Source organism: Streptomyces noursei (assembly GCF_016917755.1).
Taxonomy (GTDB): Bacteria; Actinomycetota; Actinomycetes; order Streptomycetales; family Streptomycetaceae; genus Streptomyces; species Streptomyces yunnanensis.
In genome coordinates this window covers 3,181,991-3,194,173 of the sequence record NZ_CP070326.1, presented here as the reverse complement: position 1 = coordinate 3,194,173, position 12,183 = coordinate 3,181,991, and the positions used below count along the sequence as shown (strand labels likewise).

Sequence of the window (12,183 nt, the reverse complement as noted above, 5' to 3'; positions counted from 1 at the left end):
ACACGGGACAGAGTGCCTCGCCGCGTCCCGGCTTCCGGGCGGGCCCGCGCCGGCCCGCTGTCAGGCCGTAGGGTTACAGGCAGTACGTTGCGTATTTCCGCAGTCCGACGGCGCACCGCGTGAACGCACCGCAGCACGAGCACGAAAGAGGACGACACGATGGCTGTTCCCTTGCCGACGGCGGAAACCCGGTGGCGTTGCACGCTGTGCGGAAACCTCACCCGGTTCGACGTGACCCGTCGGTCCAAGGTCGTGGAGTACGTCCACCTCGACCTGGCGGGGGAGCCGTCGGTGGAGGAGCGCGAGGTCGTCAGCGAGACGATCGAGTCCGTGCGCTGCCGCTGGTGCAACGCGGTCGACCAGATCGAGCTGGTGGACCGCCCGGGCGCGAGCGCCTGAGATCGGAGCGATGCAGCCGTGGTGGAACGTCCAGAAGGGGATCCGGGGGCCGAGCGTGCGGACGCGCCCGGAGGAGTGGTCGACGAGGTGCTCGATCAGCCACTGCCCGAGGGCGTTCGGCACCGCGTCGTGGCGCTCACCGCGGAGTGGTTCGGGGCGCTGACGGTCGCCGAACTGCCGCCCCCCTTGCGGCAGTACGCCCGTTTCACCCCGACCCGTCGGGCCAAGTTCGCCGGTAACGCGATGGCCGCGGCGCTGGAGGGCGACCCGGTCTTCCGGCAGCGGATCGCGGGCAAGCTGCGGGAGGCCCAGCCGGAGCTCGCCGAGGCCCTGGAGCAGGGGACCCCGCCCGCCGCCGCCGATCCGCTGGACGTCGCGGCCGCGGCGTACGTGCTGCGTCCCGAGGGCTGGATCAAGCTGGTCGCGGCGGCCGGCGAGGAGGCGCAGCGGGCGCGCGCCGAACGGGCCGGCGAGGAGGCCGAGCGGGAGCTGGCCCGGCTGCGCGAGGAGCTGGCGCAGGCGCGCGGGGAGGCCCGTGCGGAGGCGGACCGGGTCCGCGCCGACCTGGAGGCGGCCCGCAAGGAGAACGAGTCGCTGCAGCGCCGGCTGCGCAGTGCGCTCAGCGACGTCAAGCGCGGCGAGGCGGCGGTCCGCAAGGTCGAGGCGGTGCTGGCCGAGGTCCGGGAGCGGGCGACGGCGGAGAAGGCCGGGGCCGACAGCGAGCTGCGCCGGCTCAAGGCCCGGATCGCGGAGGTCGAGGCGGCGCTGGAGACCAGCCGGCGGTCCGCCCGCGAGGGGCGCAGCGTCGAGGACATGCGGCTGCGGCTGCTGCTCGACACCGTGCTGGACGCGGCCCAGGGGCTGCGTCGCGAACTGGCGCTGCCGCCCGCCGCGGGCCGCCCGGCGGACACCGTCGACGCGGTCGCGCCGGGCCGGATGACGCCCAAGGACATCGCGACCCGGGCGCTGTCGGAGACCGACCCGGCGCTGTTGGACCAGCTCCTGGCGCTGCCTCAGGCGCACATGGTGGTGGACGGCTACAACGTCACCAAGACCGGCTATCCGACCATGCCGCTGGAGAAGCAGCGGCTGCGGCTGCTGGGCGGGCTGGCGGTGCTGGCGGCCCAGACCGGCGCGGAGATGACCTGTGTCTTCGACGGGGCGGAGCTGGCCGCGCCGGTGCTGTTGGCGCCGCCGCGCGGGGTGCGGGTGCTGTTCAGCAAGCCGGGCGTGACGGCCGACGAGTTGATCCGCCAGCTGGTCCGGGCCGAGCCGTCCGGCCGGCCGGTGGTGGTGGTCTCCTCGGACCGGGAGGTGGCCGACGGGGTCGCCAAGGCGGGCGCCCGGCCGGTGGCATCGGCCTTGCTGCTCAAGCGACTTGCGCGAACCTGACATATCCCATGTTGCCCGGAATGGTGCCGGGGAAAGGCGCTCGCCGGTGGTACCGCAGCGTCAATTGGCGCTCACGGGCAGTGTGATGTTGGTAAAAGATGGGGTTCCCGGTGCAGTTTTTCCCCGGGAGGATTTGAAGCGATCACAGCTCGGTTACTAAGGTCGGCCTCGAACCTTCATACAGGTGATCATCCAACCGGGACGGTCAGTGAAGGTACCGCCGAGTCCGCGGCGTTCGCGCGGAGCCGGGGCACTCGCTCCCCCCACTCCCGGTAGGCGGCTGGAGGAAGAAGGAGCTCGCCCCCGTGGCGTCCCACCGTCGACCCAAGCAGCCGAGCCGTACTCGCGTGACCGTGCTCACCGCGACCGCCGCCGCGGCCGTCGCCCTCTCGTCGCAGGCGGCGCACGCCGACCCGAGCCAGTCGAAGAAGGACGTCAAGTCCGAGGTCGACAAGCTCTACGGCGAGGCGGAGCAGGCCACCGAGAAGTACAACGGCGTCAAGGAGCAGCAGGACAAGCTCCAGAAAGAGGTCGACGACCTCCAGGACAAGGTCGCCCGTGGCCAGGGCGACCTGAACCAGCTCCGCAAGGGGCTGGGTGCCATCGCCTCCGGCCAGTACCGCAGCGGCAGCATCGACCCCTCGGTCCAGCTGTTCCTCTCCGGCGACCCGGACACCTACCTCGAAAAGGCCGCCACCCTCGACCAGTTGAGCGGCAAGCAGGCCGAGCAGCTCCGGACCATCGCGGACAAGCAGCGCCAGCTCGCGCAGGAGCGCGCCGAGGCCGCGAGCAAGATCCAGGACCTCTCCGAGGCCCGCAAGTCGCTCGGCGACAAGAAGGACGAGATCAAGGGCAAGCTCGCCAAGGCGCAGGAGCTGCTCAACACGCTGACGGCCAAGGAGCGGGCGGCCATGCAGGCCGCGGACGACCGCGCCAACCGCAGCAACGGCCGGGTCAACCTCGGCGACGACGTGCCCGCCTCGCAGCGCGGCGCGGCCGCCCTGGCCGCCGCCCAGTCGAAGATAGGCTCGCCCTACGTCTGGGGCGCGACCGGCCCGTCCTCCTTCGACTGCTCGGGGCTGACCTCCTGGGCGTACGCGCAGGCCGGCCAGTCGCTGCCGCGCACCTCGCAGGAGCAGGCCAACGCCGGCACCCGCATCGGCTCGGAGAGCGCCCTCAAGCCCGGCGACCTGGTGCTGTTCTACGGCGACCTGCACCACATCGGCCTCTACGCCGGCAACGGCACCGTGCTGCACGCCCCGAAGCCGGGCGCCGCGGTGCGCTACGAGTCGATCAACAACATGCCGTTCCAGTTCGGCGTGCGGGTCTGAAAAGCCTCACATCCCGCACAACTTGCCGCCCGATCGGGCGAATTGCGGCCTTGGCCGCTGACCTGCCGCTCCGCCGGTGACCTGCGAAGTCACCGGCGGAGCGGCTTTTTGCGTACGAAAAGCGGGCTTTGGTCGGCATGCCGCGGCGCGGTTACTGTCTGCCCTCGCAGCTGCCGGATCACCGACCGTCCCGCCCGGGCGGCAGGGGCTGCACACGGAAGGAGTTGCGGCCCTCGTGGTGTCCCATCGCCGTTCCTCGCAGCGCGGCCCGACCACCCTCGCCTCGGTCACCGTCCTGTCCGCCGCCCTGGCGACCGCGGCGGCCGCGCTGTCGGCCGCACCGGCCAGCGCCGACCCCTCCTCCGGTGCCGGTGGCGGCTCCACCGGCCGGGAGGGTGCCGCGGCCCGGGTCGGCAAGCTCTACGAGGAGGCCGAGCGGGCCACCGAGCAGTACAACGGCGCCAGCGCCCGCACCAAGGAGCTGCGCGACGAGGTCTCGGCCCTCCAGGACCGCACCGCCCGCACCCAGGCGCGGGTCAACGGGATGCGGGCCCGGCTCGGCGCGCTGGCCGCCGCCCAGTACCGGTCCGGCGGGATCGACCCCACCGTCCGGCTGATGCTCTCCGAGCGGCCGGAGAGCTACCTGGAGAAGGCCGCCGCCCTGGACCGGCTGAGCGGCACCCAGGCCCACGAACTGCACCGGCTGCAGGCCGCCACCCGCGAACTGGAGCAGCAGCGCCACGAGGCGGCCCGGAAGCTGGCCGAGCTGGAGGCCAGCCGCGCCGAGGTGGCCCGCCACAAGAAGGACGTCCAGCGGAAGCTGGCCACCGCGCGGCGGCTGCTCAACGCCCTGCCCGCGCAGGCCCGGGAGGCGTACGACCGGGCGTCCCGCAGCGACGGGCGGGACGAGTACATCCCGGACCTCACCGGGATCGTGCCGGGCTCGGGCCGGGCCGAGGCGGCGGTCGCCGCGGTGCGCGCCGCGGTGGGCGCCCCCTACGCCTGGGGCAGCACCGGCCCCTCGTCGTTCGACTGCTCCGGCCTCACCCAATGGGCCTACGGCCAGGCCGGCATCTCGCTGCCGCGCACCTCGCAGGCCCAGCGCGGCGCCGGGGCCCGGGTGCCGCTGTCCCAGGCCCGCCCCGGCGACCTCGTCATCTACCGCTCGGACGCCAGCCACGTCGGGATGTACGTCGGCAACGGGCAGGTCGTGCACGCGCCCTACCCGGGCGCCCGGGTGCGCTACGACCCGGTCGACATGATGCCGATCGCGGCGGTCACCCGGCCCTGAGCAGGGCCCCTGCGGTTTTGCCCCGACGGGGCCGCCCTTACGATCGGCCGCATGGCGGAGCTGAGGGCGCGACGCAGGCGGCCGTGGCGGGCCGGACGGGCGGTCGGCTGCGCGGTGCCGCTGCTGGCGCTGCTCGTCCAGCTCACCGGCTGCGCCCCCGCGGAGGGGCCTACCGCCCAGTACCCCGGCGCCCAGCAGATGCTCGACGCGCGCGCCGCTGCCGTCCGCCGGCACGACGCCACCGCCTTCCTGGCCTCCGTCGATCCCCGGGCCACCGCCTTCCGCGGCAGCCAGCGCGCGGTCTTCGACCACCTCGCCGCCGTCCCGCTCGCCGACTGGCGCTACGACCTGATGTCCACCGGCGCCTTTCCGCTCCCGATGGGCGGCGGCCGGCGGCTGGCCGCGCAGGTGCGGCTGCGCTACCGCCTCAAGGGCTTCGACACCGCGCCGGTCACCAGCGTCCAGTACCTCACCCTCACCGAGCGCGACGGCCGGTGGTTGGTCAGCTCCGACTCCGACGGCGCGTCCGGCGGCAAGGGCGGCACCCGACAGCTGTGGGACCAGGGCCCGGTCCGCGTGGTCCGCGGCCGGTACAGCCTGGTCCTGGGCGGGGCCGCGGACCCGGCGCGGCTGCGCGACCTGGCGAACCGGGTGGACGCGGCGGTGCCCGCGGTCTCCGCGGCCTGGAAGGGGGAGTGGGCGCGGAAGGTGGTGGTGGAGGCGCCGGACTCGGTCCAGAAGATGGCGCAGCTGATGGGCGGTGACGATCCGTCCGGGTACGCCGGGATCGCGGCGGTCACCACCGGGGAGGCGGGCGCGTCGTCGGTGGCCCCCGCGGACCGGGTGATCGTCAACCCGGACGCGTACGAGGAGCTCAACGAGCTGGGCCGCACGGTCGTCCTCACCCACGAGACCACCCATGTCGCGACCCGCGCGCTCACCACGCCCGCCACCCCGCTGTGGCTCTCCGAGGGGTTCGCGGACTGGGTCGCCTACCGGAAGGTGCACCGCAGGCCGACCATCACCGCGCCGGAGCTCTCCCGCGCGGTCGTGGCCGGGCGGCTGCCCGCGGGCCTGCCCGCCGACGCCGACTTCGGCTTCCGGGCCGGCGCGGAGCGGCTGGCCAAGGCGTACGAGGGCGGCTGGTTGGCCTGCCGGCTGATCGCCGAGAAGTGGGGCGAGGACCGGCTGATCGCCTTCTACCGGGACACCGGGCGGCGCGGGCTCCGCACCGCGGCGGCCCGCCCGGCGAAGCCCCCGTTGGAGGCCCGGACCGCCGCCCCGACGAAACCGGCCGCCTCGGCCACCCCCGCGGTGGGCGGCGCCGGCGCCCCTGGCACCGGCCGCAGCGGCCTGGTGGAGCAGGCGATGCGCGAGCAACTCGGCGTCGGAATGGCGGAGTTCACCGCGATGTGGCGCGCGTATGTGCGCCGCGAGCTGAGCTGAGCGAGGGGCGGGCGACAGGACCTGGCACCGCGGCCCGGCCGAGGCCGGTGTGGGCGCGCAGCCGGCGGCACGTGACCAGGCACGCCGCCACCAGCAGACCGTTGCGCAGCACCAGCAGCGCGATGCCCCGGGCGTCGCTCGCCACCACGTCCGCGAAGGAGACCGGGAACTCCAGCTGGGTCACCCCGGCGGCCAGCAGCACCAGCACGGCCGGCGGGCCCTGCCGGCTCGCCCGTACGGTCAGACAGACCGCGGCCAGTCCGACCAGCCACAGCAGGTACTGCGGGCTGATCACCCGGCTCGTGGTGGTGAACAGCAGGACGGCGGTGAAGGCGGCGTCGCACAGCGTCGCGGGGGCGGGCTCCGCGCACTCCGCGCGCGCCCCGAACGGCCCGGCACGCAGCCGCCAGTGGACCAGCCAGGCCAGCGCGGCCCCGGTCAGTGCCAGCGAGAGGGCGCTGACGAGCGGCACGCCGGGGCCGAGGAACTCCAGCGAGCCGTAGTGGAGTTGCACCTCGCCGGGCCAGCCGGCGTGCCGGGCGAGGTGCAGGACCAGCGCGCCGAGCGACTCGACCTCGGTGCCGCGGTCGCGCTGGAAGGTGAGGAAGGAGAGCGCGCCCGGCGCCGCGAGGACCGCGGCCAGCATCAGCGCGGCGGCCCAGCCCGCCGCGCTCCCCCACAGGGCGCGGGCCCGGCGACCGCGCAGTGGCGCCCCGGTCAGCAGCAGCACCGGCCAGACCTTGAGCAGGGCGCCGAGGGCGATCAGCGCGCCCGCGGTGCGCGGCCGGCGGGCCGCCGCGAACAGCGCCGCCGCTGTCACCGCCGCCACCATCAGGTCGTAGCGGGCGTAGGCGGTCGGTCCGAGCAGGGCGACGCCGGCGATCCACGCCCAGGCGCCGGTCCGGCGGTGCCCCGGTGCGCGTCCGACGCGCAGGAAGAGCGCCAGCGCCGCCGCGTCCACGGCCAGCACCAGCACGGTGAACGCGGTGGTGTACGGCAGGAACGGCAGCAGGCCGGGGGCGAGCACCGGCAGTGCGGCGGCCGGCGGGTACTGCCAGGTGACGTCGTCCAGGGGGAAGGTTCCGGACCGCAGGACCTCGGACCAGCCGTGGTAGATCTCCGAGACGTCGGTGGTGACGTCCGGCCCGGGCAGCACCAGCACACGGAAGACGCACAGCAGGAGCAGTACCCGGGTCGCCGCCCAGGCCGTCCAGGCCGCCGCCGTCCCGCTGCCGGTGCCGGTCATCGTTCCCCCGTCGGTCGTCCTGTCTGCATGATGCCGGGCCGGGCGGGGCACGGTCGGGCAGGCCGGGCGCGGGCGTGGCGGGGCGCGCCACCCGGGCCCGGCCGCCCACCCGGTACTGTCGGCCCCGGACCGTCCGGGACGCCGCGCGCCCCGTCGCCCCAAGACGCCCCTCGCCGAGAGACCGCCGACCGCCGAGAGACCACCGTGCACAAGACCCTCATCGTCACCAACGACTTCCCGCCCAGGCCGGGCGGAATCCAGGCATTCCTGCACAGCATGGCGCTGCGGCTGGATCCCGACCGGGTCGTCGTCTACGCCTCCACCTGGAAGCGGAGCGAGGAGGGCCGGGCCGCCACCGCGGCCTTCGACGCCGAGCAGCCCTTCCGGGTGGTCCGGGACGCCACGACGATGCTGCTGCCCACGCCCCGGGTGACCCGGCGGGCGGTCTCCCTGCTGCGCGAACACGGCTGCTCCTCGGTGTGGTTCGGGGCCGCCGCGCCGCTGGGGCTGATGGCGCCGGCGCTCCGCGCGGCCGGCGCCCGCCGGATCGTGGCGACCACCCACGGCCACGAGGCCGGCTGGGCCCAGCTGCCCGCCGCCCGGCAGCTGTTGCGCCGGATCGGCGAGGGCACCGACACCCTCACCCACCTCGGCGAGTACACCCGCTCGCGGATCGCCGCCGCGCTCACCCCGGCCGCCGCCGCCCGCATGGTCCAGCTGCCGCCCGGCGTCGACGAGAAGACCTTCCACCCGGACTCGGGCGGCGCCGAGGTCCGGGCCCGGCTCGGGCTCGCCGACCGGCCGGTGGTGGTCTGCGTCTCCCGACTCGTCCCGCGCAAGGGGCAGGACACCCTGATCGAGGCGATGCCCGCGATCCGTGCCGCGGTGCCGGACGCGGTGCTGCTGATCGTCGGCGGCGGCCCCTACGAGGAGCAGCTGCAGGCGCTGGCCCTGGAGAAGGGCGTGGCCGACGCGGTCCGCTTCACCGGGGCCGTCCCGTGGGCGGAGCTGCCCGCCCACTACGGCGCGGGCGACGTCTTCGCGATGCCCTGCCGCACCCGCCGCGGCGGGCTGGACGTCGAGGGCCTGGGCATCGTCTACCTGGAGGCGTCCGCCACCGGGCTCCCGGTCGTCGCGGGCGACTCCGGCGGGGCGCCCGACGCGGTGCTGGACGGCGAGACCGGCTGGGTGGTCCCCGGCGGCTCCCCGGAGGCCGTCGCCGAACGCCTCGTCACCCTCCTCCGGGACCCCGGGCTGCGCCGCACCATGGGTGCCCGGGGCCGCGCCTGGGTGGAGGAGAAGTGGCGCTGGGACCTGCTGGCCGAGCGGCTCCGGGAGCTGCTCTAGGTCCAGGGCCTGGACACGCGCGTCCGCCGCCGTGGTGCGTGACCACGACGGCGGATTCGGCGGTGCGGGGCCGGGCAGCCCCGTGCGGGAGGTATCCGCGGGCCAGGGGCTGTCCGATGGGTCAGGGTGGGACGGACCCTACCCGCGGTAGAGCGCCTCGATCTCCTCCGCGAAGTCCTTCGCGACGACGTTCCGCTTCAGCTTCAGCGACGGTGTCACATGCCCCGACTCCTCGGTGAACTGAGCCGGCAGGATGCGGAACTTGCGGACCGACTCGGCCTTGGAGACCGCCGCGTTGCCGTCGTCGACCGCACGCTGCACGGCGGCCAGCAGCTCGGGGTCCTCGGCGAGCCGGGCGGGCGTCACGTCGGCCGGGTGGCCGTGCTCCTCGGCCCAGCGGGGCAGGAACTCCTCGTCGAGGGTGATCAGCGCGCCGATGAACGGGCGGCCGTCGCCGACCACCATGCACTCGGCGATCAGCGCGTGGGCGCGGATCCGGTCCTCGATGACGGCCGGCGCGACGTTCTTGCCGCCGGCGGTGACGAGTATCTCCTTCTTGCGGCCGGTGATGGCGAGGTAGCCGTCCTCGTCGAGGGTGCCGAGGTCGCCGGTGTGGAACCAGCCGTCGGACAGCGCCTCGGCGGTGGCCGTCGGGTTGTTCCAGTACTCGCTGAAGAGGTGCTCGCCGTGCAGCAGCACCTCGCCGTCGTCGGCGATCCGGACCACCGAGCCGGGCAGCGGCTGCCCGACCGTGCCGATCTTCTGCCGGTCCCAGGGGTTGAACGCGGTGGCCGCGCAGGACTCCGTCAGGCCGTAGCCCTCCAGGACGGTGAAGCCGATGCCGCGGTAGAAGTGGCCCAGCCGCTCGCCGAGCGGGGCGCCGCCGGAGATGGCGTGGCCGGCCCGGCCGCCGAGCACCGCCCGCAGCTTGCCGTAGACCAGGCGGTCGAAGACCTTGTACTTGAGCTTCAGCCCGAAGGACGGGCCGCCGGGGGTGTCCAGCGCCCGGCTGTAGGCGATCGCGGTCTCCGCCGCCTTGTCGAAGATCTTGCCCTTGCCGTCGGCCTGCGCCTTGGCCCGCGCGGAGTTGTAGACCTTCTCGAAGACCCGGGGGACGCCCAGGATCATCGTCGGCCGGAAGGAGGCCAGGTCGTCGGTGAGGTTCTTGATGTCCGGCGCGTGGCCCAGCTTGATGGGCGCCATGACCGAGGCGACCTCCACCAGCCGGCCGAAGACGTGCGCGACGGGCAGGAAGAGCAGGACCGAGGAGTCGCCGGTGCGGAAGAGCGGTTTGAGCCGTTCGACGACGTTGCCGCACTCGGCGAAGAAGCTGCGGTGGCTGAGCACGCACCCCTTGGGACGGCCGGTGGTGCCGGAGGTGTAGACGATGGTGGCGGGGGAGTCCGCGTCGGCCAGCCCGCTGCGCTCGTCGACCTCCTCGTCGGTGATGCCGTCACCGGCCGCCCGCAGCCGGGCGACGGCGTCCCGTTCGATCTGCCAGATGTGCGCCAGGTCCGGCAGTCGGTCGCGGACCGCTTCGACCGTCGCCTCGTGATCGGGGGTCTCCACCACGATGGCCACCGCGCCGGAGTCGCCGAGGATCCACTGGATCTGCTCGGCGGAGCTGGTCTCGTAGACGGGGACGGTGATGGCGCCGGCGCTCCAGATCGCGAAGTCCAGCAGCGTCCACTCGTAACGGGTGCGCGACATCAGCCCGACCCGGTCGCCCGGCCGGATCCCGGCGGCCATCAGCCCCTTGGCGGCGGCCCGGACCTCGGCGAGGAAGGTGGCGGCGGTGACGTCCTGCCAGGTGCCGTCCACCTTGCGTCCCAGGACCGCGACATCCGGGTACTGTGCGGCGTTGCGGCGGATCAGGTCCGTCAGATTGCCGTCCGCGGGGACCTCGTACAGGGCCGGAAGGCTGAACTCGCGCAAGACTGCTGCTCCTCGAAAGCGCCGGCGCCACGACGCTGTGTGCGCACCGGCTGCGGTCCATGATCATGCGGGGGATTGGACGGCCCGGACGTTACCCATCGGTATTGCTTTTGGGATAGGGGGTTACGGCCAGATGTTCGATGCGTCACATGCTGGGGACACGCCATGGGGACTGCACCGCGCAGACTAGACCAGCCCCGTGGTGACCCGAAAGTAACCAAGGGCCCGCCCTCCGCCTTCCCCCCGCCGCCCGGCGATCTAGGGTGACCCCATGCGCGTGCATGTGGTCAGTGACGTCCATGGGAACAGCCGGGACCTGGCGGCGGCCGGGGACGGGGCCGACGCCCTGGTCTGCCTCGGCGACCTGGTCCTCTTCCTCGATTACGCGGACCACTCGCGCGGGATCTTCCCCGACCTCTTCGGCGTCGCCAACGCCGACGCCCTGGTCGAACTGCGCACCGCCCGCCGCTTCGACGAGGCCCGGGAGCTCGGCCGCCGGCTCTGGGCCGAGCTGGACCGCAGCGGCGCCGGCCGGGAGGCGGTCATCGAGGCCGCCGTCCGCCGCCAGTACGCCGACCTCTTCGCCGCGTTCCCCACCCCCACCTACGCCACCTACGGCAACGTCGACATACCGCGTCTGTGGTCCGAGTACGCCGGGCCCGGCACCACCGTCCTCGACGGGGAGCGCGTGGAGATCGGCGGCCGGGTCTTCGGCTTCGTCGGCGGCGGCCTGACCTCGCCGATGAGGACGCCGTACGAGATCAGCGACGAGGAGTACGTCGCCAAGGTCGAGGCGATCGGCGACGTGGACGTGTTGTGCAGCCACATCCCGCCGGACGTCCCCGAGCTCTGCTACGACACCGTCGCCCGCCGCTTCGAACGCGGCAGCGCGGCCCTGTTGCACGCCATCCGCACCACCCGGCCGCGCTACGCCCTGTTCGGTCACGTCCACCAGCCGCTCGTCCACCGGGTCCGGATCGGCGGTACGGAATGCGTCAATGTCGGGCACTTCAACGCGACCGGCCGGCCCTACGTGCTGGAGTGGTGAGGCCGACGGCGGCGGCGCGGCCGGGCCGCGGCGACCGGCCCGCTGGTGTCGGTCCGGGTTCCGCCGCGCGGTAGCCTTCAGCAGCAGAGACACCGCGTAACGGGGTCTCCCCGGCTCACTGGGGGTCCCTCGGCTCACCGGCCCCCTGCTCGCGCGCAGTCGAAGCCGGGGGGAGCGGCCGGGAGCTCGGGGGCGGAGCCGGGAGCTCGGGGAAAAGTCGACGGACCGGCACGAATCGGCATGGAGGAGTCAGGGCGATGGCCGAACACACCAGCTCGAACATCACGATCGAGGCGGCACCGGCCGAGGTGATGGGAGTGATCGCCGACTTCGACCGCTACCCGGAGTGGACCGGGGAGGTCAAGGAGGCCGAGATCCTGGCCACCGACGACCGGGGCCGCGCGGAGAAGGTGCGCCTGGTCCTGGACGCCGGCGCGATCAAGGACGACCACACCCTCGCCTACGCCTGGACCGGGGAGAACGAGGTCAGCTGGTCGCTCGTCAAGTCGCAGATGCTGCGGGTCCTCGACGGCTCCTACCGGCTCACCGCCCTGGAGGGCGGCACCCGCACCGAGGTCACCTACCAGCTCACCGTCGACGTCAAGATCCCGATGCTCGGGATGATCAAGCGCAAGGCCGAGAAGGTCATCATCGACCGGGCGCTGGCCGGACTGAAGAAGCGGGTCGAGAGCGGCTCCGCGGCTTCCGGTGCCGCGACCGCCGCCGACGAGGCCGAGAAGCACTGAGC

General features: G+C 73.8%; 10 protein-coding genes. 8 read left to right on the top strand and 2 right to left on the bottom strand.

Annotated elements, in window-relative coordinates:
* Positions 1-159 precede the first annotated feature (159 nt).
* From JNO44_RS14130 to JNO44_RS14110, 5 genes are all read left to right on the top strand, one after another.
* Positions 160-399: a hypothetical protein gene (locus JNO44_RS14130; RefSeq protein WP_039637280.1), complete on the top strand. Its 240-nt coding sequence runs from the start codon at positions 160-162 to the stop codon at positions 397-399.
* An 18-nt stretch (positions 400-417) separates the two neighbouring features.
* Positions 418-1,791, top strand: coding sequence for an NYN domain-containing protein (locus tag JNO44_RS14125; RefSeq protein ID WP_205364405.1), 1,374 nt, complete (start codon positions 418-420; stop codon positions 1,789-1,791).
* A gap of 305 nt (positions 1,792-2,096) precedes the next feature.
* A complete protein-coding gene (locus JNO44_RS14120; protein WP_205364404.1) occupies positions 2,097-3,122 on the top strand; it encodes a C40 family peptidase in 1,026 nt (341 codons plus the stop codon).
* A 235-nt stretch (positions 3,123-3,357) separates the two neighbouring features.
* Entirely contained in the window at positions 3,358-4,413 is a 1,056-nt protein-coding gene (locus JNO44_RS14115) for a C40 family peptidase (RefSeq protein ID WP_205364401.1), read from the top strand.
* 51 nt (positions 4,414-4,464) lie between these two features.
* On the top strand, positions 4,465-5,859 hold the full coding sequence (locus JNO44_RS14110; protein ID WP_205364399.1) for a hypothetical protein: 1,395 nt from the start codon (positions 4,465-4,467) through the stop codon (positions 5,857-5,859).
* On the opposite strand, the gene JNO44_RS14105 is transcribed toward JNO44_RS14110, so the two are convergent.
* Positions 5,816-7,105, bottom strand: a complete 1,290-nt coding sequence (locus JNO44_RS14105; protein WP_205364397.1) for a glycosyltransferase family 87 protein — start codon at positions 7,103-7,105, stop codon at positions 5,816-5,818. The two genes, JNO44_RS14110 and JNO44_RS14105, sit on opposite strands and share 44 nt — an antisense overlap.
* Positions 7,106-7,309: 204 nt before the next feature.
* On the opposite strand from JNO44_RS14105, the gene JNO44_RS14100 reads away from it, so the two are divergent.
* On the top strand, positions 7,310-8,452 hold the full coding sequence (locus JNO44_RS14100) for a glycosyltransferase family 4 protein (RefSeq protein WP_205364396.1): 1,143 nt from the start codon (positions 7,310-7,312) through the stop codon (positions 8,450-8,452).
* Positions 8,453-8,590: 138 nt separating this feature from the next.
* Here the strand turns inward: JNO44_RS14100 and JNO44_RS14095 are convergent, their stop codons facing one another.
* Complete coding sequence (locus JNO44_RS14095) at positions 8,591-10,387, bottom strand: AMP-dependent synthetase/ligase (protein ID WP_205364395.1); 1,797 nt, start codon at positions 10,385-10,387, stop codon at positions 8,591-8,593.
* A 271-nt stretch (positions 10,388-10,658) separates the two neighbouring features.
* On the opposite strand from JNO44_RS14095, the gene JNO44_RS14090 reads away from it, so the two are divergent.
* Both JNO44_RS14090 and JNO44_RS14085 read left to right on the top strand, forming a co-directional pair.
* Positions 10,659-11,435 carry a metallophosphoesterase family protein gene (locus tag JNO44_RS14090; protein WP_073445151.1) on the top strand — a complete coding sequence of 259 codons (777 nt, stop codon included), beginning with the start codon at positions 10,659-10,661 and terminating at the stop codon, positions 11,433-11,435.
* A gap of 257 nt (positions 11,436-11,692) precedes the next feature.
* A complete protein-coding gene (locus JNO44_RS14085) occupies positions 11,693-12,181 on the top strand; it encodes an SRPBCC family protein (protein ID WP_205364394.1) in 489 nt (162 codons plus the stop codon).
* Positions 12,182-12,183: the final 2 nt, after the last annotated feature.

What these genes read in the sequence shown, in the direction of transcription:
- JNO44_RS14130 (WP_039637280.1), top strand. Translation starts at nt 160, where the DNA reads ATGGCTGTTCCCTTGCCGACGGCGGAAACCCGGTGGCGTTGCACGCTG.
- JNO44_RS14110 (WP_205364399.1), top strand. Translation starts at nt 4,465, where the DNA reads ATGGCGGAGCTGAGGGCGCGACGCAGGCGGCCGTGGCGGGCCGGACGG.
- JNO44_RS14105 (WP_205364397.1), bottom strand. Translation starts at nt 7,105, where the DNA reads ATGACCGGCACCGGCAGCGGGACGGCGGCGGCCTGGACGGCCTGGGCG.
- JNO44_RS14090 (WP_073445151.1), top strand. Translation starts at nt 10,659, where the DNA reads ATGCGCGTGCATGTGGTCAGTGACGTCCATGGGAACAGCCGGGACCTG.
- JNO44_RS14085 (WP_205364394.1), top strand. Translation starts at nt 11,693, where the DNA reads ATGGCCGAACACACCAGCTCGAACATCACGATCGAGGCGGCACCGGCC.